This window comes from Alcaligenes sp. LTN-3 (genome assembly GCF_059735605.1).
This window is the reverse complement of the sequence record NZ_JCAPDN010000002.1, coordinates 262827-281639: the sequence shown is the minus strand read 5'-3', so window position 1 is coordinate 281639 and position 18813 is coordinate 262827. Positions and strand designations below refer to the sequence as shown.

Below are 18813 nucleotides of genomic sequence, written 5' to 3'. Positions count from 1 at the left end.
GGCCGGGGACGAATCATGCGGCCAGGGCCTTGGCGCCGCTCGACGGCCTCCACAAAAGAATCCATGCGGCGAATCCGAGGAAGCCGATGCCCGCCAGGCGCGTGCAGCGCTGGCGCCAGACGGAAGTGCCCAATGCTCCCCGCGCCCGGCTTGCAATGGCGGCATAGCCGGTCAAGGTGGCGCCGCTGAGGATCACGAAGATCGCGGTCAGGCCCATGAACTGAGGGATGAGCGCCTGGTCGGCCCGGATGAACTGGGGGAAGAAGGCGGTGAAGAAGAGGATCGACTTCGGATTGGATGTCGCCACCAGGAATCCTTCCTTCGCCAGCGCGAAGGCCTGCACCGGCCCTGCGTCATGAGCATCGGCGTCCGGCGACCGCGTGTGTCTGCCCTGCACAAGCAGGCGAAGACCGAGGTACGCCAGATAGGCGGCGCCGGCCAGCCGCAGTGCGGTCATCGCGTGAGCGGAGGCAAGCAGGAACAGGCCGACGCCCCACGCGGCCGCCGCGGAAACCACGAGCAACCCCAACATGTTGCCCAGCGTCGACCACAGGCTCGCGACCACGCCCTGGCGAGCGCCATTGCGCATCGCCAGCAGGATGGCCGGGCCGGGCGTAAGGATGGACAGCCAGGCCGCCAGGACGTAGGAAATCAGGAGCGGGATATCGAACATGGCGAACTCGGTGAGCTTCTTCGTCGGTTGTGAAGGAAGTGCACTTCGACGATAGCCAAGGCCATTCGAGCTGACCATTGAGCTTTTCTCGACGCTTGCTGAGACCTTCTCACTCGGCAATTCGACACATCGGTCTTAAGGTTTCCAGCCAGACAACGTCACTCCGGATATCCGCGCACGCCACCATGAGCCACCTTCAGACCGTTCGCCTCTTGATGCTTCCCGGTATCGGCAACTCCGGGCCGGAGCATTGGCAGACGCGCTGGGCGTCGCGCCAGGAGCATGGCCGGCGATTCCAGCCTGCCGACTGGGACAGGCCGGACCTGGCCGACTGGCTGCAGGCACTCGATGCGGCCATCGACGAGTGCGCCGCGCCCGTCGTCCTGGTCGCGCACAGCCTGTCGTGCCTGCTCGTCGCGCACTGGGCATCGCGGCCGGGAATCGGGGAAGACATCCAGCATCGGATCGCCCAGGTCCGGGGCGCCTTCCTCGTTGCCGTCCCGGACCCCGGCGCACCGGCATTTCCGGGCGAGGCGAGCGAGTTCGGCCCGCCACCGACCGACCCCATGCCGTTTCCCGCGCTGGTGGTCGCCAGCAGCGACGACCCCTATGGCTCGCTGCAGCACGCCCGGCGCATGGCCATGGACTGGGCAGCGGGATGCGTGGAAGTCGGCGCCCTCGGGCATATCAATGCCGCCAGCGGCGTGGGCGACTGGGACACCGGCTGGCATCTGCTGCAGGCATTCGGAGCGGGGCTGCGCGTCCAGATGCCGGCATCGAATCGACCGGGAGCATGAGCATGCGCGCGTACCGCTACCTGACCGGCATCGACGACGCGGCGTTCTGCCACCGCGTCACCGCGGCCCTGAACAGCGGCTGGGCGCTGTATGGCGAGCCGAGCCTGACCTACGACCCGGCGCGTGGCGCAGTGATCTGCGGCCAGGCCATCGTCAAGACCATCGAATCGACGACGTACAGCGAGTCGCTGGACTTGTCTGTGCTCTGACGGAGATCCCCCAATGGATGTATCGACCGCGATCCTGGGCTTCACGCTGACGGCGCTGCTGCTCACCTTGACCCCCGGCCTGGACACGGCGCTGGTACTTCGCACGGCGGCTGTGGAAGGGGGGCGCAAGGCGATGAGGGCGGGCGGCGGCATCGTGACCGGCGTGCTGATCTGGGGGCTGATCGCGGCCCTCGGGCTCGGCGCGGTGCTCGCGGTCTCCCGACTCGCCTACACCCTGCTGCAGATCGCGGGCGCGGCCTATCTGCTCTGGCTCGGCTGGAAGCTGTTCTCTGGCGCGCTCAAGAGCCGGCCGACGCTGCCCGCAGACGATCCGCCGCTCGTGAGTGGCGAGCGCTGGTTCCTGCGCGGTCTGCTGACGAATCTGCTCAATCCCAAGGTCGGGGTGTTCTACGTGAGCCTCCTGCCACAGTTCGTTCCCGCCGACGTGCCGGTGGTCGGGTTCAGCGTGCTGTTGGCCGGCATCCACGCCGCGATGGGACTGCTCTGGTTCGCCGCACTGGTGCTGGCCACGCGGCCCCTGGCACGCTGGCTGCGCCGGCCCACGGTGATGCGCTCGCTCGATGCGCTAACTGGCCTGGCGCTGATGGGGTTTGGCCTGCGTCTGGCCCTGTCCAGGCCGACGAGCTGAGGTGCGAGCGGCATGGACATCGGAACCTTCCTGCTGCTGGCCGGTGCTGGCATGATCGGCGGCATCTGCAATGCGGTGGCCGGCGGCGGCACATTCTTCACCTTTCCCGCGCTGCTGGCTGCCGGCGTACCACCCGTGGTGGCCAACGCCACCAGCGCGGTGTCGATCTGGCCGGGGCATGCGAGCAGCCTGCTCGGCTATCGCAGCGAACTCGGGCGCCACCGCGCCGCGTTGCGGCGCAGCCTGCCCGTGGTCGGTGCCGGTTCGCTGGTGGGCGCCACACTGTTGGTGTTCACCGGAGATGCACAGTTCAGCCGTCTGGTGCCGTGGCTGATCCTCGTCGCGACAGTGCTGTTCGCCCTGGGACCCTGGCTGCGCCAGGCCATCGAGCGGCATGCTCGCGGTCAGGTGCCGCACCTGGCGGCTGCGGGGGCGGAGTTCCTGACCGCACTCTATGGCGGCTACTTCGGCGCCGGCCTGGGCATCATGCTGATGGCGATCCTGACCTTGCTGGGTGTGCGCGATGTCCAGGAGGCCAACGCCGTCAAGAATGCGATGGCTACCGTCGTGACCAGTGCCGCGGTGATGCTTTTCGTCGCCACCGGGTCCATCGCTTGGGCGCAAGGCAGTGCGGTCCTGCTGGGCGCGATCTTGGGGGGCTATGCCGGCGCGCGGTTGGCGCGCTGGATTCCGCCGCTGGCGCTGCGTTGGACGATCGTGGCGACCGGCCTGGCGCTCTCTGCGTACTTCGGGCTGAAGGCGGGCGCATGATGGATCGCTTGCAGCGGGCGCGCGACGCCCACGCCTGTGCTAGCACGGCGCTCCCCGGCATCGCCGATGGCGGGCGATGCTGCTTTCCGCGCTCTGCTGCGTTTGCGGACAACGTGGCACCGACCCTGCCACCCGCCTGGATCTGCCAACCCGGCTCGACCAACGAGGCGCCGTGTCGATTCAGTTGGCGAACTTTCTGTGAGGAGTCCATTCGATGAATTCACTTGATGCACTGACCGCGCTCTGGTCGCTGGGCGGGCTGCCGCCGCAGGCGCTGGCCGGAATCGCGCTGACGGGCAGCGACCCGGTGTTCCCCTCGTCCTTCGCCGTCGGCACCGCCGCGCAGACCAGCATTGCCGCGGCTGCGCTCGCCGCCTGCGAACTGGGCCATGAGCGGGGTGTTCCGCGCCAGCGTGTCGCGGTGGACATGGCCCACGCCGCCGCCGAATGCACCGGCTGGTTCACGCTCGACGGCCAGGAGCCCGAGCTGTGGGACCCGTTCGCCGGCCTGTACCGCTGCGCCGATGGTCACGTGCGTGTCCACACCAACTTCCCGCACCACCGCGATGGCGCGCTGCGCCTGCTGGGCCTGGACCCGGAAACCGCCACACGCGCCGACGCCGAGCAGGCCCTGCGGGGTTGGAAGGCGCTGGACTTCGAGCAGGCCGCGGCCGACCACGCGCTGGTGGCCACGGCGCTGCGCAGCTTCGCCGAGTGGGATGCCACGCCCCAGGGGCAGGCGGTGGCCTCGCAACCCCTGATGACCATCACCCGAATCGCCGATGCGCCACCGCGCGCACTGCCGCCCCTGGCCGCTGATGAGCGGCCGCTCGCCGGCCTGCGCGTGCTCGACCTCACGCGCATCCTGGCCGGCCCCGTCGGTGGGCGGGCGATGGCGTCGTCCGGCGCGGACGTGATGCTGGTCAATTCACCAAACCTGCCCAACATCGCCGCCATTGCCGAAACCAGCCGCGGCAAGCGCTCGGCGCACATCGACCTGCGCAGCGAGGCCGGACGCGAAGCATTGTGGCAGCTCCTGGAAGACGCCCACGTGTTCTCGCAGGGGTACCGGCCCGGCGGCCTGGCCGCGCTCGGCTTCTCGCCCGAGGCCCTGGCCGCGCGCCGGCCCGGCATCGTCGCCGTGTCGCTGACCGCCTACGGCACGCAAGGGCCCTGGGCCGGTCGGCGCGGTTTCGATTCGTTGGTGCAGACGGCGATGGGTTTCAACCACGCCGAGGGCGAGGCGGCGGGCGACGGCAAGCCGCGCGCGCTGCCGATGCAGATCCTCGACCAGGCCAGCGGCTTCCTGATGGCTTTCGGCGCCGCCGCCGCGCTGTGGCGACAGTCGCGCGAAGGGGGAAGCTGGCACGTGCAGGTGTCGCTGGCGCAGACCGGGCACTGGCTGCGCGGTCTGGGGCGCATCGAAGAGGGCCTGCGGGCCGGCAGGCCGGACCTCAGCCCTTGGCTCGCCGACGAAGTCTCCGGCTTCGGCCTGCTGCGCGCCGTGCGCCCCAGCGCGCAACTGGCGCGAACACCGGCCGGCTATGCGCGACCGTCAGTGCCGCCGGGAACGGATCGCCCGAACTGGTGAGAACTTGTCCGCAAGCCGAGAGTTGATACGGCCGGACACCTTGAATGAGCGATATCCCAGGTCACCCCGGCGATGCATTGAGTGCCGCACCGATGCCTGCCACGTCAGCCTTGCCCTCCCATCTGCTGTGGACCATTGCCCTGGCGGCGGGCGCATCCGTGGCCAACAGCTACTACAACCAGCCGCTTCTCGGCGAATTGAGCCGGGAGTTCGCGCTCTCTGCGGGGACCGTGACCTGGCTGCCCGTGCTCACCCAGGCGGGCAATGCCCTGGGCGTGCTGTTCCTGGCACCACTGGGTGACCGCCTGGAGCGCAAGTCGCTCATCCTGCGAACGCTGGCGGCGCTGGTGCTCTCCTTGGTGCTGGCAGCCGCGTCCTCCGGCTTCGTTCAATTGGCACTGGCGAGCCTCGCCGTGGGCTTGTGCGCCACCGTGGCGCAGCAACTGGTTCCCTTGGCCATCCACCTGGCGCCCTCCCACCGCAAGGGGCAGGTGCTCGGCGTGGTGACGGGCGGCATCCTGATCGGCATCCTGCTGGCCCGTGTGGTGAGCGGCTGGATGACCGAGCTTTGGGGCTGGCGGTCCGTCTTCGGTTTTTCTGCGGCACTGATGCTGGTACTGGGCTTTCGGCTGGCATGGACGCTGCAGGTGGTACCACCGTCCTCCGATCTCGGCTATGGACGATTGCTGCTGTCGATGTGGCATTTGGTGCGCAAGCACGCTTCCTTGCGCCAGGCTGTGGCCGTCCAGTTCCTGCTGTTTGCCAGCATGATCGGCTTCTGGGCAACGTTCGCGCTCTGGCTGGAGCGGCCGCCGCTGCAGCTCGGCGCGGTATCCGCAGGCCTGTTCGCGCTGGTTGGCGTGTGCGGCGCGTTGGCTGCACCGGCGGCTGGCCGTTTTGCCGACCGGCGCGGACACGGCGCAGTCGTTCGTGCCGGCGCAGTGGGCACCGCCATGGCATTTGCCGTGCTGTACCTGGGGGGCTCATCGATCCCCGCACTCGTCCTCGGCATCTTCTTGCTCGACGTGGCCGTGCAGTCGGCCCAGGTGGCGAACCAGACCATGGTCTATGCATTGGATGCGGGTGCACGCAGCCGGCTGAACACCGTGTTCATGGGCACGATGCTGCTTGGCGGGGCCTTCGGCGCTGCTGCATGCGGGTGGGCCTTCACTGCCCATGGATGGGCCGGGGTCTGCGCCTTTGGCATGCTCAGCACCACCATTGCGTGGGGCCTGTCTCTTCGGCTAAACCAATGATGAGAAGTGAATTGACAAACCGTCTGCTGGTCGAAGCAAACCCTGACATGACGCCGATGCCACCTCAGGTGGTCATATCGGGGTGCTCCGGCGGCGGCAAGTCGATCCTGCTCGGGGAACTGCGGCGGCGTGGTCATGCGACCGTCGCCGAACCCGGGCGGAGGATCATCGCCGAGCAGATTCGACAGGGCGGCAACGCACTGCCATGGACCGACATGGCGGCCTTTCTGCGCGAGGCGCTGAGCGTCGCCGCCATGGATCTCGAAGGCGCGGCACGGGACGCTGGTCCGGTTTTCTTCGACCGAGGGCTGATCGACGCCGCTGCAGCGCTTCAACGACTCTGCGGCGTACCGTTGGCGCAAAGCCTGGGCGAATCCCGCCCTTATGGGCGGCTCGTGTTCCTCGCACCGCCCTGGCCGGACATCTATGGCGCCGACGAGGCGCGGCGGCACGGCTTTCCCGAGGCGGAGGCGGAGTACGCCCACCTGGATGCAACCTACCGGGCACTCGGCTACGAAGTCAGGTTGCTTCCGCGCGCCAGTGTGGCCGAGCGGGCCGACTTCGTTCTCCAGGCGATTCATCGCTGCTGAAGGCGAGACGAACGTGCGGCGGCCGCCCTGGCTGTCGATCCGAACACGTCCTTGTCGCAGGCGCACTCGCAGGCACCGTTTGGGGTGACACGCGATGACAGGGATGGCGAAAACGGGGCGGCGCGGTCTCCGGATTGTTTGTCGTGTCGAAGCCGGATTTCGGTTCGACTGTCACCGGATTGGCTTCCTTCCGGTGTTGTCTCATGGACTCTTGCGCTGTTCCTCATGCCGCTCGCGCTCGCTCAGCATGGTTTGCTTCGGGCATTGCCATCCTGGCATTGGCCACCCGCGCCGCCGCGGCGGAAGTATGGGTCGTTACCGACTCGCATCATCCGGTCCATGGCCAGGCTGACCGACACCTCATCCTGGACGCGGCCGCGGTGCTCGAAGCGGAGCTGGCCGACAACCTGCCCACCGATCCTGAGCGCGCCAGCGCCATCGTCCAGCAACGCCTGAAGCTGGGCGGTACAGACCTGCAGCGAAGGATCGGCACCGCCTACCAGGGCATTGCCGACGCCTGGAGCCTTGGCGTCGCCAAGGTTCCGGCCATCGTGGTGGATCGCCGATACGTGCTCTATGGCGAGACGGACGTGGCCCGTGCGGTTGCCCGCATCGACCAATACCGGAGGACGCAGCCATGACGAGGCGTCCGTTCGCGCCATCCCGGCGCCAGCGGTTGGCCATCGCATCGCTTTTGCTGGGGTGTTCCGCATCGTCCTTTGCACTGAACACCGCCACCATCGTAGCCTCCACCCTGTCGCCGGATTGCCTGGAGTACCGCGTCACCGGCATCTGCTACTGGCTCTATTGCACCTGGACGGGATGCACCGTGCGCACCTCGGTCAAGGTGCGCCACTACATCCCGGATGCCGTGGTGTCGAGCTACTCGAACACCGGCGAGAACCCTTGGATCGAGGTGCGGGCGATGAGCCTGCCGAACCCGACCGCGAAGGCCGGCGGCGACGGCACCACCAACGAGGATCACGAGAACAACCTGGCGAAGTTCAAGAACGCCGACGTCATCGGCCATCCCGGTGGCCATGTGTTCAGCCAGTTCGCCAGCGCGTCCGGCTACACCTGCGAGGGCGCCGGCACAGCCTTCATGCCCTATCTGCTGAGCACGCTCGACACGCTGGCATGGCGCTACAACATCCCCGAGGCGCTGTATCCGGAAGCACTGATTCCCGGTCGGCGCGAGATCGGCACGCGCACGGCAATGAATCTCTGGGGCAACGTCTATCCGCGCGGCGGCTTCCTGCACCAGGTGGATGACCACAAGGCCGCAGCCGTGGTCGCCCAGCGCGCGGGTGACATCGTGACGCGCCGCAACCAGATCCACGTCTACCAACCGCTGCTCGCCAGTTCGCGCGATGGCTACTGGCCGGCCGGCGCCCTGATGGAAACCGATGCCGCCACGGGCAAGTGGCAGGAGCTGACCCCCACGCTGTCCAGCAGTTGCGCGGCATTCCCCCACGGCAATGCCAAGGTGCAGGCCCGGCGAGGCGACTACGCCTGGGCATTGTGGCGTCCTTATAGCTGCTGCCAGCGCCGCGGCCAGGTGTTCCTCGGCAGCGTCGATTTCCTGTGAGACCCGATGCCATGACGAATTCATTTCCGAGCGCCTGTCGATTTCTGTACGTCGCATTGGCCGTTGTCGCAGCGCTGAGCTACTCCAGCGCCGGGGCGCAGACCAGCGTCAACGAGTACGGCGTCCAGCATCAAGGCAGCGTGATCGGCGACGACGTGCTCTACAGCATTGGGGGCGGCCGCGCGGTGTCCATGAGCGGTGCGGCCAACATGCACTCCATCGGCGTTGGCGTCGGCTGGAACAGCAACCTGATCTGTGGCGACATGAGCATCACCACCACGCTGCAGAACCAGTTGAACGGCATCACCAATGGCTTCCAGGCCATCATGTCCTCGGTGATCCAGAACGCCACCGCTGCCGTGGCGTCGCTGCCCGCCTTGATCATCCAGCGCGCCGATCCAGGGCTGTACAACCTGTTGACCAATGGGGTGCTGCAAGCCAGGCTGGATTTCGATCGCAGCAAGCTGACCTGCCGTGCCATCGCCAATCGCATGGCCGACATGGCGGGTGGGCAGCTCGGCTGGGACCAGCTCGCCGAAGGCATGGCGCTGAAGCAGGCGGTCGCGAGCACCGATGCGGTCTCGGCGATCGACGACGCCGAGGCGAACCGTGGCAACAATGGCGTGCCGTGGGTCGGCGGAGACAACGCTGGCGGCGCGGGCCAACGTCCGGTGCGTGTGGTCGGCGACGTGACCCGCGCCGGCTACAACCTGCTCAATGGCCGTGGCGTCGGCGATGCCAGTTCGATTCCGCAAGCCAGTTGCAGCGGCAACTTGGCATGCCAGACCTGGAGTTCGCCCGATGCCGCCGCAGCCTGGGCCATTCGCGTGCTGGGCGAGCAGGAGCAGCGCACCTGCGATGCATGCACCAAGACCGTCACCACGCCGGGCGTTGGCCTGACCCCGCTGATCCAGGAGGAATACGAGGACAAGCTGCAGGCCCTGCAGGAGCTGGTCGCCGGCAGCCGTCCGACCACGGCGCAGAACCTGCTGGCTGCGAGCAGCGCGTCGCTGCCCATCACCCGTGGCGTGATCGAGGCGCTGCGCGACGAGACGGACCAGGACATCCTGGCTCGGCGCCTGGCCTCGGAGGTTGCGCTGGCCAGCGTGCTGGAGAAGGCGCTGCTGCTGCAACGCACGCTGCTGACCGGGCGCAAGGAGCCCAACGTGGCCGCCAACGAACTGGCCCAGAAGGCCGTCACCCACGAAAGCGACATCCTCGATCGCGAGATTCACAACCTGAAGGCAGAGCTGGAACTGCGCCGCGAACTGGCCAGCAACTCGCCGATGGCGATCATCCAGCGCCACAGCACCCGCGCCGCCGGTGCGCGTGGCATCTACGAGGGTGACCCGGTACGCAATCGGGTCGATGAACTGCAGCGGCCGCCGTCCGGCGGAAGCCATCCATGAATACCGTGGGGCGGTGCCTGCGCTGGCTGTCCAGCCGGCGTGCCATCCTGGTGCTGGTGTGGGCGGTGTCGCTGCTGATCGCCGCGACCGCCGTCAATGTGGTCGGCATCCGCATTGCGGGCGGCATCGAGGGCTGGCAGCGCTGGATGGCGGCGCAATCCGGGGCCTTCCTGGCCTGGCGGCTATTGCTGTACGCCGCCACAGCCTGGGGTTGGCTCTGGATGCGACGTCGCCTGCGCGCGCGGGAACCGGAGCGCGCTGCCGGGCACCGGCTGCTGCGCGCGGAGGTTGCGGCCATCGTCGCCGTGATCGTGCTGGAAGCCAGCCTGCTGATGCAGGCACGGTAGCGCGAGGTTCGCCATGACGCTGTACACCACCGACTACCTGGAGTACTACCTGACGCTGGTGTCCTGGGTGGTCCACAACGGCATCTGGTCGGTGCTGGTCGCCAGCGGCGTGTTCGCCGTCCCGTTCCTGGCGATCGTCATCCAGGAATGGTTGAAGGCCCGCGCGGAAGGCGCGGATGAAGGCAACAAGGGCGTGCTGTCCTCGGCTCGCATCGAGAACCGCGTCTTCGTCGCCATCGTGGTGATCATGTTCGCGGGCATTCCCTTCATCGACGTCGATCTCAACACCATCCGCTACGACCATTCGCGCTCGACGCAATGCCAGGTAAGCGTCCCGGAGCCGACCGATACCGGCTGGTCGCAATCGTTCAGCACGATCAACAACCAGTCGGCCAAGGTGCCGGTGTGGTGGTTCGCCATGCACGCGATCTCGCGCGCGATCACCGGTGCTTCGGTCGCGGCCATTCCCTGCGGCACCGACCTGCGGCAGATCCGCATGGATATCGACGCGACCCGCATCGACGATCCGGTGCTGGCCCAGGAGGTCAGCGACTTCACCCGCGACTGCTACGGCCCCGCCCGCGCCAAGCTGTTCATGACCCGGCCCAGCCTGAGCGAGGAGCAGATGCACGACGTCACCTGGATCGGCTCCAGCTACTTCGTCGGCACCGCCGGCTTCTACGACAGCTACCGCTCCAGGACTCCGCGCGATGCCTGGCCGTTCGACGCCACGCGCGACGCGGGCCTGACCCAGGTGCCCGGCGGGGGCGGCTACCCGACCTGCCGGCAGTGGTGGTCCGACGGCGGCCACGGCCTGCGGGCACGACTGCTGGCCCAGGTCGATCCCAGCCTGCTGACGCGACTGGCCGGCTGGGCGGGCTTCCTGAGCCAGTCCGAGGTCAACGACTCGGTGATCCGCGCCGTCGCAAGCCCTCGCCAGCAGAAGCTCAACCGGGGTGCGGTCTACACGGACTACGGTGGCCAGATCGACATGACGCTGCCCAACATCGTCACCCGCGCCGCCAGCGACGTGGGGCTGACCGTCGGATCACTGGGCTATTTCCCGGCGATGGACGTGGTGCGGCAGGCGCTGCCGATGGTGCTGTCTCTGCTCAAGATGGCGCTGGTCATCTGCATCCCGCTGGTGCTGCTGATCGGCACCTATGACCTCAAGACCGTGGTCACGGTGAGCGTGGTGCAGTTCGCGCTGTTCTTCACCGACTTCTGGTTTCAGCTCGCCCGCTGGATCGACTCGACGATCCTCGATGCGCTCTACGGCCGGGGATGGGGCTGGAACCGGCCGCACACGAACTTCGATCCGCTGGTGGGCCTCAACAACACCTTCGGAGACATGCTGCTGAACTTCGTGATGGCCACGATGTTTTTGATCTTGCCCACGTTCTGGGTGGCGGCATTGGCCTGGGCTGGTATCCGTGCAGGCAACGTGCTTCAAGGATTGAGTACTGGCACGCGGGATGCCGGACAAGCCGGTGGCAGGGGCGGCGGCTTGATGATCGGTGCGGCCAAGCAGAAATAGCTCCAACCGCCGGTTCAATCGTCTTCGAATCGTGGATCTGGGTCATCGCTGTAGTTGATGGGGTCGTAGGCAAGGCTTTCGCGATGATCCAGCTCTTCGGCCTTGCGTCCGAGGAAATCATCGTCACCTTGCGGCGCTTGCTCCGCCATCCTGGCTGCCACAGCGAGAGCGACCAGCAACAGCGCCGCCCAGACCGAGACATACAGCAACACGCCGAGGGTCGCCAGCTTGACCCCCCAGATCAGCACCGCTGCACCGCCCGCCGGCAGTCCTTGCGCCATCAGCCATTGATGCACCCGACGCTCCGCGCGCAGGCAACCGCCCCATACACCGCCCAGCCAGCGGCCGAGTCGCGCTGCGGTGGTCATGCGTGCGGTGTGCTTCATGGTTGGCTACCTCATGGTCGTTCCACGGTCGTTGGGCAAGGCCGTGCCGGTTTCCTTCATGCCTGCCGCGCCGCGAATGCTTCGGCGGTCATGATCAAGCCGGGAAAGTCCTCTCGCATGGCGAGAATGTCCGCATCCCCCGTGATCAACGCATCCGCCTTGCCGACATGCGCGAGCACCAGGAACACCTGGTCCTTCTTGTCGCGGCAGACCGGCAGGTCTGGCCATGGCGCAGGCAGTTCCACCACATCGGCGTAGGGCAGAAAGTCCGCCAGCAACTCCTGCTGTTCCGAGGTCGACAGCTTGAACTTGGGATAGGCCAGGACGCGCAGGAGTTCACTGGCCGTCTCCCGGCAGACCAGCGGCTGCAACTGCTGGTGCTGCCAGGCGTGGCGTATCCAGGCCAGGCGTCCGGCACTGAAGATCAGCGCCGACAGCACGATGTTGGTGTCGAGGACGACCCTGCGCATCACTGCCGTGCCCAGGCCACGGCATCCTCAACGTCCTGCTCGGTGATCCCGAGTTGCTCCAGCTTCTCGCGCACAGCCTGTGCCTTCTGGACGCGCACGGGGGTCAGGACGATCCGACCGCCCTCGACGGTGACGTCGAAGTACTCCGCCGCATCCACGCCGGACACGGCCGCCTTGGGCAGCGTGATCTGATTTTTCGATGTGAGCTTGGCAAGCATGGGAGGCCTCCATAAGTTTCAAAGGAAATCTTACTTCCTTACTTCATTCTCGACAAGCATGCCTTCGGGCGCAGGGGTTTCAGGGCCTGCTGCGCTTTCAGCGCCGGTTGAAACGGACTGATCTGGTGAAAACACAGTGCCTGTTCCGCTCGATCCTGGAGCGCACCGGCTCCGCATTGATTGCGGCACACGAAGCCGACTGCCCCTATATCAAAGGGCTTGTCGAAGGCCAAAGGGCTGGGGATGGAGCAAGGGAATGGCCTCAAGGGGAAAGGCCCTACCCGAAAAGGCCAAAAGGCTCCTCCGGCCAGCCCATCACCAGGATGTCGCCATGCTTTCGCTGTTCCAGCGCAAACGGGTGCCGCTGGCCACCGCCGCCGCGCCACCTCCTGCCGAGCCTGCCAAAGGGCTGACGCCACCGCAGTCGGCCGCAGCGCTGCTGGCGGAGCCGCGCCGGCAGCGGCTGCTGGAACACATCTGGCAGCGCACCTCGCTGTCGCGTCGGCAGTTCCGCTCGCTGTACCTCGCGCCGCTGGAGCGCTACGCCGAGCTGGTCCAGCAGTTCCCGGCCTCGGAGGCGTATCACCATGCATGGCCGGGCGGCATGCTGGACCACGGCCTGGAGATCGTGGCCTACGCGCTCAAACTGAGGCAGTCCCACTTGCTTCCGGCCGGCGCCTCGCCCGAGGCCCAGGCCGCGCAAGCCGAGGCCTGGACCGCCGGGACCGCCTACGCCGCGTTGCTGCACGACATTGGCAAGATCGCGGTCGACCTGCACGTCGAGCAGGCCGATGGCCTGGTCTGGCACCCCTGGCACGGGCCGCTGCGGCAGCCGTACCGCTTTCGTTACCGGACGGATCGCGAGTACCGGCTGCATGGCGCCGCCACGGGACTGCTCTACACCCGTGTGCTCGATGCCGGCATCCTCGACTGGCTGAGCGACTACCAGGACCTGTGGTCGGCGCTGCTGTACGTGCTGGCGGGCCAGTACGAGCATGCCGGCACGCTTGGAGAGCTGGTCGTCAAGGCTGACCAGGCATCGGTGGCCCTGGCGCTCGGCGGTGATCCGGCCAGGGCGATGGCGGCGCCGAAGCATGCGTTGCAGCGCAAGCTGCTGGATGGCCTGCGCTACCTGCTGCGCGAGGAATTCAAGCTGAACCAGCCCGGCGGCCCGTCGGATGGATGGCTGACCCCGGAGGCACTCTGGCTCGTCAGCAAGACGGTCAGCGACAAGCTGCGCGCGCACCTCCTGTCGCAGGGCATCGAAGGCATTCCATCGAACAACACCGCCGTCTTCACGGTGCTCCAGGACCATGGGATCGTGCAGCCCGCCCCGGATGGGAAGGCGATCTGGCGGGCCACCGTCACGAGCGGCACCGGCTGGTCGCACAGCTTTACCTTCCTGCGCCTGTCGCCGGCCTTGATCTGGGAGTCCGGCGAGCGTCCCGCACCGTTCGCCGGCACGGTCACGACGGAAGAGGCCCTCCCTGGCGATGAGGCAGCGCCGGCCTCCGCCGGCATCCCGGCCACCTCACCGTCCCCTGGGGTGGCGGATTCCCCGGCCGGGATCGCGGACCCGGTCTCCGATCTGCTGTCGATGCTTGATGCGTCCGACGCAACCACCACCAGTGCATCGTCCGCCAGCGCGGAACCGCCATCACCATCCGCCGCCGCAACTGCGGCAGTGAGTCATTTGGCGCCGACCAGTCCTGCCACCATGCCGGCTCCCACCAAGGCCACGCCGTCCGGGGAAGACTTCATTGCCTGGCTCAAGCAAGGCATCGAATCGCGCAAGCTCATCATCAACGATGCGAACGCACTGGTGCATACCGTCGTTGGCACGGCGTACCTGGTCAGCCCCGGCGTTTTCCAGCGCTACGTGCAGGAACATCCGGAGATCCAGGTGCTGGCCCGGCAGGACAATCTGCACGACTGGCAATGGGTGCAGAAGCGCTTCGAGAAGCTGGGACTGCACCGCAAACAGGACAGCGGCCTGAACATCTGGACCTGCGAAGTCACCGGGCCGCGCAAGTCGCGGCGGTTGCACGGCTATCTGTTGGCGACGCCTTCGACATTGTTCGCGGAAGTCCCGCCGGACAACCCCTACCTGTCCCTGACGCGGAGCTGGCAGCACGAAAGGCGCCAGCGCGCCTCATGGTGATCGGCGACACAGCGCACGCAGCACGCTTGCCAGCTTCTTGACAGCGATCTCCAGTTCATGGGGTGCATGGGCAGCAAATCCCATGAGGAAACCGGCCCCATCCCTGCCCGATGCATGGCGGCGCGATGCATGCAGCGCGGTCAGCCCCAGCAGGTCGATGCCGACCCGCCGTGCCGATTCCACCGCCTCGCGCTCGGGAATGTCGCGGATGAACACGCAAGGCATCTGCATCCCGCCAGCGGGCACCCTGGGCTCCACGAAGTCGGCCAGGTGCTGGCGCACCAGCTGCGCCAGCACATCGCGGCGTTCCGCATAGACGGCCCGCATGGTTCGCACATGGGCTCCGAAATGCCCACCCTCGATGAAGCGAGCCAGGGTGAGCTGCGGGATCGGTGCGCTGTGCCCATCCAGCAGGGTGCGGGCCACGGTCATGGGCGACACCAGAGCCTCCGGCAGCACCATGTAGCCGATGCGCAGGCCGGGGAACAGCGACTTGGTGAAGGTGCCGATGTAGATCGTGCGGCCGTGGGGGTCGAGCCCCTGTACGCATGCGGTGGGCTTGCCTTCGTAGTGGAATTCGCTGTCGTAGTCATCCTCGATGATCCAAGCCTGGTGCTGGCGGGCCCATTCGATGACGGCCAGGCGCCGGTCCAACGCCAGCGTAGCCCCGGTTGGGAACTGGTGCGAGGGCGTCAGGAACACCGCCCGGGCGGCATTGCAAGGGGTCTGCGCCTTTGCCAGCAGGTGCGCTATCTGCATGCCTTGGTCATCCATCGGCACGGGCACGCAATCCAACCCGGCGGCGTCAAATGCCTTGCGCGCCCCGTGGTACACGGGGTCTTCGATGAAGATGCGCTCGCCAGCATCGAGCAGCACGGTGGCGCACAGGGTCATGGCCTGTTGGGAACTGGTCAGCACCAGCACGCGCTCGGGTGTGGCCTGCGCGCCTCGTTCGAGGTTGACGTAGGCGGCAATGGCGCGTCGCAACGGCTCCATGCCCTGCGGTGGGCTGTGCAGCAGCGCCAGGGTGCCGTACTCCTTCAACACCTGCCGCTGCAAGCGCTCCCAGGTTGGCAGCGGAAAGCTGCGCGTCTCCGGCACGCCGGGCGCGAAGGGGCGCGACATCAGGAAGTCGCGCACGCCGCCGCCCTGGAGCATGGCATCGCCGCGCCGGCTCAGGCGCAGGGGTGCCTTGCGATCCACGCTCGTGCGCCGTGGTCTGCCGCGCCCGGGCAGCCACCGGGCCTGCTCGGACACGAAGCTGCCACTGCCGACCCGCCGCTCAATGAAACCTTCGGCGTGCAACTGGCCATAGGCCGACTCCACCGTGTCGCGGGACACCCCCAGCGACTTCGCCAACGCGCGCGACGCGGGCAGGGGGCGGCCTACATCGAGCGCGCCATCCAGGATCAACTGGCGAATGGCCCGCTGTACCCGTGCATGCAGGGGCAAGGCGCCGTGCGCGGGGTCGCCGAGCCAGGCTTTGACGGATTCAAGTTGGGCATGCTTGAACAATTGGTAGGTACTTCATCTGGAAATTGGTAGGGAACATCATGCCATTACAAGTCTATCGTCTCATGGTCATTTCATCCCCATGCCAGGAGCCCAATTCAGATCATGCCGTCGGATCCTTCAGCTTCGCCCGTTCGTTGGAACGATCTCACCCATCCCGTCGTGGCCGGACTGATTTCGGTCATCGTCAACTATGGCGGCACTTTCATCCTGGTGTTCCAGGCAGCCAAGGTCGCGGGCCTGAGCCCGGAGCTGACGGCCTCGTGGGTGTGGTCGATTTCCATTGGCGTGGGCGTGACAGGCATCATTTTGAGCTGGGTATCCCGCGAACCGATCATCACCGCCTGGTCCACGCCGGCAGCGGCGTTTCTGGTCACAGCACTGGCAACCACACCTTATGCCGAGGCCGTCGGGGCATACCTGATCTCGGCTGCCGCCTTTGTGCTGCTGGGCCTGTCGGGTTGGTTCGAGCGCGTTATCCGTTTGATACCGCCAGGCGTGGCTGCCGGGCTGCTGGCCGGCATCCTGCTGCAATTCGGCACTGGCGCCTTCGGCGGCTTGAGCGTCGATCCGCTGCTGGCGGGACTGCTGATCGCCGCCTATCTGGTGTTCAAGCGCTTTTCCGCGCGCTATGCGGTGGTGGGCATCCTGGTGCTGGGATTGGTATTCCTGCTGGCGCAGGGCCGCGTCGATCTGTCGGGACTGAGCCTGAAACTGGCCGCGCCGGTGTTCACCATGCCCGCGTTCTCGCTCAACGCCTTGTTGAGCGTGGCGTTGCCGCTGTTCCTCATTACCCTGACCGGGCAGTACATGCCGGGCATGCTGGTATTGCGCAATGACGGCTTCAAGACCAGCGCCAACCCCATCGTGACCATCACGGGCCTGGGTTCGCTGCTGATGGCGCCGTTCGGTTCGCACGCCTTCAACATCGCGGCGATCACCGCCGCCATCTGCACGGGCCGGGAGGCACACGAAGACCCGTCCAGGCGTTGGATCGCGGGGATGGCCGCTGGGGTGTTCTACGTTCTGATCGGCGTGTTCGGGGTGACGTTGGCCGCGGTCTTCATGGCCTTCCCGGCGACCTTCATCACCACGCTGGCGGGCCTGGCCCTGCTGGGGACGATCGGCGGCAGCCTAGCCACCGCCATGTCCGATGCCAGGACCCGGGAAGCCTCACTGATCACGTTTCTGGCGGCCGCCGCCAACATCACCCTGCTGGGCATTGGCGGGGCGTTCTGGGGGTTGGTGCTAGGGCTGGCGGCGCATGCTGTGCTCAACGGGCAGGTGCTGCTGCGGGTACGTACATCGGTCATTACGCCTACGCCTGCAAACGAGAGGGTGAAGTGATGACCGAGGCTTTCAACACACGGACTGACGGTTACGCCAACCGTGCCGAATTCGAGGAATCTCCCATGCAGACGACCGCCCCTCACCTGATGCGCGCCTACGCCCGCCAACCTGTCTCTTTCGTGCGCGGTAACGGCGCGCGGCTCTGGGACGATCAGGGTGTGGAGTACCTAGATGCCATTGCCGGTGTCGCGGTTACCAGCCTGGGTCATGCCCACCCGGAAATCGCGGCCGTCATCGCCGAACAGGCCGGGGCGCTGCTGCACACTTCCAACGTGTTCCGCATCGACTGGCAGGAGCAGTTGGGGGAACGCCTGTGTGCGCTGACCGGGATGGAAAGCGCCTTCTTCTGCAACTCGGGTGCGGAAGCCAACGAAACCGCCCTCAAGTTGGCCAGGCTGCATGCCCATCGCAGGCAGGTGGCACGACCGCAGATCCTAGTCATGGGCAACGCCTTCCATGGCCGCACGCTGGCCACGCTCGCCGCCACAGACAACGCGGCCAACCAGCAGGGTTTCGGGCCGTTGCTGCCTGGCTTTCTGCGTGCTCCCTACGGTGATATCAGCGCGGTACGCCAGGCGGCAGAACAATCCCCGGACATCGTGGCGGTGTTGATCGAATCTGTACAGGGCGAGGGTGGCATTCGGGTGGCCAGTGCCGAATACTTGCGCGAACTGCGCGCTTTGTGCGACCAGAGGGACTGGTTGCTGATGCTCGACGAGATCCAGGCCGGCATGGGGCGCACCGGCGCGTGGTTCGGATACGCGCACGCGGGCATCTCACCGGATGTGGTGACCCTGGCGAAAGCGCTGGGCAATGGCTTTCCCATCGGCGCGTGCCTGGCGCGCGGTATTGCGGCAGACCTGTTCTCGCCGGGCCAGCACGGCTCGACCTTCGGCGGCAATCCGCTGGCTTGCCGGGTGGCCTGCACCGTCCTCGACATCATGGCCCGTGACAGGATGCCCGAGCGCGCCATGGTGCTGGGCGCTCGCTTGCTGGTGGGCCTGCGCAAGGCGCTGGCAGGTCACCCGCACGTCCTCGCCATTCGCGGCCTGGGACTGATGGTGGGTATCGAACTGGACCGGCCCTGCAAGGAACTAGTTGGGCGCGCGCTGGCTGAGCAGCGCCTGCTCATCACCGTGACCCGAGACACCGTGATCAGGCTATTGCCACCATTCGTTTGCGACGAGCGTCAGATTGACGACATCGTGGTGCGTGTAGCGCGCCTGCTTTCATCGGACCTGGTTGATTGCGAGGTTTGGTCTGTTCCGGCTCAGCCGATGGACATCACCGTATGACGTC

General features: G+C 66.8%; 20 protein-coding genes. 15 read left to right on the top strand and 5 right to left on the bottom strand.

The annotated features are described in order from the left end of the window. Window positions 1-13: 13 nt before the first annotated feature. Window positions 14-751, bottom strand: a complete 738-nt coding sequence (locus AC6I6N_RS09560; protein WP_497943465.1) for a LysE family translocator — start codon at window positions 749-751, stop codon at window positions 14-16. Window positions 752-858: 107 nt separating this feature from the next. On the opposite strand from AC6I6N_RS09560, the gene AC6I6N_RS09555 reads away from it, so the two are divergent. The 12 genes from AC6I6N_RS09555 (at window position 859) to AC6I6N_RS09500 (ending at window position 11417) form a co-directional block, all read left to right on the top strand. Continuing rightward, on the top strand, window positions 859-1470 hold the full coding sequence (locus tag AC6I6N_RS09555; RefSeq protein WP_447721811.1) for an RBBP9/YdeN family alpha/beta hydrolase: 612 nt from the start codon (window positions 859-861) through the stop codon (window positions 1468-1470). Between the two features lie 2 nt (window positions 1471-1472). Next, window positions 1473-1679 carry a DUF1737 domain-containing protein gene (locus AC6I6N_RS09550; RefSeq protein ID WP_043172047.1) on the top strand — a complete coding sequence of 69 codons (207 nt, stop codon included), beginning with the start codon at window positions 1473-1475 and terminating at the stop codon, window positions 1677-1679. 13 nt (window positions 1680-1692) lie between these two features. Beyond that, the gene (locus AC6I6N_RS09545) at window positions 1693-2328 is read left to right on the top strand and encodes a LysE family translocator (protein ID WP_497943464.1); all 636 of its coding nucleotides are present in this window, start codon (window positions 1693-1695) and stop codon (window positions 2326-2328) included. 12 nt (window positions 2329-2340) lie between these two features. Next, on the top strand, window positions 2341-3099 hold the full coding sequence (locus tag AC6I6N_RS09540) for a sulfite exporter TauE/SafE family protein (RefSeq protein WP_029578107.1): 759 nt from the start codon (window positions 2341-2343) through the stop codon (window positions 3097-3099). 214 nt (window positions 3100-3313) lie between these two features. Next, complete coding sequence (locus tag AC6I6N_RS09535; RefSeq protein ID WP_497943463.1) at window positions 3314-4690, top strand: CoA transferase; 1377 nt, start codon at window positions 3314-3316, stop codon at window positions 4688-4690. Between the two features lie 44 nt (window positions 4691-4734). Continuing rightward, on the top strand, window positions 4735-5946 hold the full coding sequence (locus AC6I6N_RS09530; protein WP_497943462.1) for an MFS transporter: 1212 nt from the start codon (window positions 4735-4737) through the stop codon (window positions 5944-5946). Window positions 5947-5957: 11 nt separating this feature from the next. Next, window positions 5958-6536, top strand: a complete 579-nt coding sequence (locus AC6I6N_RS09525; protein ID WP_497943461.1) for an AAA family ATPase — start codon at window positions 5958-5960, stop codon at window positions 6534-6536. A gap of 203 nt (window positions 6537-6739) precedes the next feature. Beyond that, complete coding sequence (locus tag AC6I6N_RS09520) at window positions 6740-7177, top strand: TIGR03757 family integrating conjugative element protein (RefSeq protein ID WP_497943555.1); 438 nt, start codon at window positions 6740-6742, stop codon at window positions 7175-7177. After that, a complete protein-coding gene (locus AC6I6N_RS09515) occupies window positions 7174-8124 on the top strand; it encodes a TIGR03756 family integrating conjugative element protein (protein WP_497943460.1) in 951 nt (316 codons plus the stop codon). The genes AC6I6N_RS09520 and AC6I6N_RS09515 overlap by 4 nt, the downstream gene beginning before the upstream one ends. 11 nt (window positions 8125-8135) lie before the next feature. After that, window positions 8136-9533, top strand: coding sequence for an integrating conjugative element protein (locus AC6I6N_RS09510; protein WP_497943459.1), 1398 nt, complete (start codon window positions 8136-8138; stop codon window positions 9531-9533). Further along, entirely contained in the window at window positions 9530-9880 is a 351-nt protein-coding gene (locus tag AC6I6N_RS09505; RefSeq protein WP_497943458.1) for a hypothetical protein, read from the top strand. The genes AC6I6N_RS09510 and AC6I6N_RS09505 overlap by 4 nt, the downstream gene beginning before the upstream one ends. Before the next feature lie 13 nt (window positions 9881-9893). Continuing rightward, the gene (locus tag AC6I6N_RS09500) at window positions 9894-11417 is read left to right on the top strand and encodes a conjugal transfer protein TraG N-terminal domain-containing protein (RefSeq protein WP_134552030.1); all 1524 of its coding nucleotides are present in this window, start codon (window positions 9894-9896) and stop codon (window positions 11415-11417) included. Window positions 11418-11431: 14 nt separating this feature from the next. Here AC6I6N_RS09500 and AC6I6N_RS09495 read toward each other — a convergent pair whose 3' ends face one another. The 3 genes from AC6I6N_RS09495 to AC6I6N_RS09485 are packed head-to-tail and all read right to left on the bottom strand — an operon-like array spanning window position 11432 to window position 12491. Continuing rightward, the gene (locus AC6I6N_RS09495) at window positions 11432-11803 is read right to left on the bottom strand and encodes a DUF3742 family protein (RefSeq protein ID WP_024889561.1); all 372 of its coding nucleotides are present in this window, start codon (window positions 11801-11803) and stop codon (window positions 11432-11434) included. Window positions 11804-11859: 56 nt separating this feature from the next. Then, window positions 11860-12273, bottom strand: coding sequence for a putative toxin-antitoxin system toxin component, PIN family (locus AC6I6N_RS09490; protein WP_020649368.1), 414 nt, complete (start codon window positions 12271-12273; stop codon window positions 11860-11862). Beyond that, on the bottom strand, window positions 12273-12491 hold the full coding sequence (locus tag AC6I6N_RS09485) for an AbrB/MazE/SpoVT family DNA-binding domain-containing protein (RefSeq protein ID WP_021205410.1): 219 nt from the start codon (window positions 12489-12491) through the stop codon (window positions 12273-12275). The genes AC6I6N_RS09490 and AC6I6N_RS09485 overlap by 1 nt, the downstream gene beginning before the upstream one ends. Window positions 12492-12822: 331 nt before the next feature. Here AC6I6N_RS09485 and mobH point away from each other — a divergent pair, with 331 nt between their 5' ends. Next, the gene (gene mobH, locus AC6I6N_RS09480; RefSeq protein ID WP_320524239.1) at window positions 12823-14652 is read left to right on the top strand and encodes a MobH family relaxase; all 1830 of its coding nucleotides are present in this window, start codon (window positions 12823-12825) and stop codon (window positions 14650-14652) included. Here mobH and pdxR read toward each other — a convergent pair. Continuing rightward, window positions 14644-16167 carry a MocR-like pyridoxine biosynthesis transcription factor PdxR gene (gene pdxR, locus AC6I6N_RS09475; protein ID WP_124086451.1) on the bottom strand — a complete coding sequence of 508 codons (1524 nt, stop codon included), beginning with the start codon at window positions 16165-16167 and terminating at the stop codon, window positions 14644-14646. The two genes, mobH and pdxR, sit on opposite strands and share 9 nt — an antisense overlap. Before the next feature lie 102 nt (window positions 16168-16269). Here pdxR and AC6I6N_RS09470 point away from each other — a divergent pair, with 102 nt between their 5' ends. Further along, window positions 16270-17511 (top strand): benzoate/H(+) symporter BenE family transporter, encoded by a 1242-nt coding sequence (locus tag AC6I6N_RS09470; RefSeq protein WP_279870843.1) that lies wholly within the window; start codon window positions 16270-16272, stop codon window positions 17509-17511. 65 nt (window positions 17512-17576) lie between these two features. After that, window positions 17577-18809, top strand: a complete 1233-nt coding sequence (locus tag AC6I6N_RS09465) for an aspartate aminotransferase family protein (protein WP_029578096.1) — start codon at window positions 17577-17579, stop codon at window positions 18807-18809. Window positions 18810-18813: the final 4 nt, after the last annotated feature.

Excerpts from the sequence above, each read along its gene's own strand:
- AC6I6N_RS09560 (WP_497943465.1), bottom strand. The coding sequence starts at position 751 with ATGGTCAGCTCGAATGGCCTTGGCTATCGTCGAAGTGCACTTCCTTCA.
- AC6I6N_RS09555 (WP_447721811.1), top strand. The coding sequence starts at position 859 with ATGAGCCACCTTCAGACCGTTCGCCTCTTGATGCTTCCCGGTATCGGC.
- AC6I6N_RS09550 (WP_043172047.1), top strand. The coding sequence starts at position 1,473 with ATGCGCGCGTACCGCTACCTGACCGGCATCGACGACGCGGCGTTCTGC.
- AC6I6N_RS09545 (WP_497943464.1), top strand. The coding sequence starts at position 1,693 with ATGGATGTATCGACCGCGATCCTGGGCTTCACGCTGACGGCGCTGCTG.
- AC6I6N_RS09540 (WP_029578107.1), top strand. The coding sequence starts at position 2,341 with ATGGACATCGGAACCTTCCTGCTGCTGGCCGGTGCTGGCATGATCGGC.
- AC6I6N_RS09535 (WP_497943463.1), top strand. The coding sequence starts at position 3,314 with ATGAATTCACTTGATGCACTGACCGCGCTCTGGTCGCTGGGCGGGCTG.
- AC6I6N_RS09530 (WP_497943462.1), top strand. The coding sequence starts at position 4,735 with ATGAGCGATATCCCAGGTCACCCCGGCGATGCATTGAGTGCCGCACCG.
- AC6I6N_RS09520 (WP_497943555.1), top strand. The coding sequence starts at position 6,740 with ATGGACTCTTGCGCTGTTCCTCATGCCGCTCGCGCTCGCTCAGCATGG.
- AC6I6N_RS09515 (WP_497943460.1), top strand. The coding sequence starts at position 7,174 with ATGACGAGGCGTCCGTTCGCGCCATCCCGGCGCCAGCGGTTGGCCATC.
- AC6I6N_RS09510 (WP_497943459.1), top strand. The coding sequence starts at position 8,136 with ATGACGAATTCATTTCCGAGCGCCTGTCGATTTCTGTACGTCGCATTG.
- AC6I6N_RS09505 (WP_497943458.1), top strand. The coding sequence starts at position 9,530 with ATGAATACCGTGGGGCGGTGCCTGCGCTGGCTGTCCAGCCGGCGTGCC.
- AC6I6N_RS09500 (WP_134552030.1), top strand. The coding sequence starts at position 9,894 with ATGACGCTGTACACCACCGACTACCTGGAGTACTACCTGACGCTGGTG.
- AC6I6N_RS09495 (WP_024889561.1), bottom strand. The coding sequence starts at position 11,803 with ATGAAGCACACCGCACGCATGACCACCGCAGCGCGACTCGGCCGCTGG.
- AC6I6N_RS09490 (WP_020649368.1), bottom strand. The coding sequence starts at position 12,273 with ATGCGCAGGGTCGTCCTCGACACCAACATCGTGCTGTCGGCGCTGATC.
- AC6I6N_RS09485 (WP_021205410.1), bottom strand. The coding sequence starts at position 12,491 with ATGCTTGCCAAGCTCACATCGAAAAATCAGATCACGCTGCCCAAGGCG.
- mobH (WP_320524239.1), top strand. The coding sequence starts at position 12,823 with ATGCTTTCGCTGTTCCAGCGCAAACGGGTGCCGCTGGCCACCGCCGCC.
- AC6I6N_RS09470 (WP_279870843.1), top strand. The coding sequence starts at position 16,270 with ATGCCGTCGGATCCTTCAGCTTCGCCCGTTCGTTGGAACGATCTCACC.
- AC6I6N_RS09465 (WP_029578096.1), top strand. The coding sequence starts at position 17,577 with ATGCAGACGACCGCCCCTCACCTGATGCGCGCCTACGCCCGCCAACCT.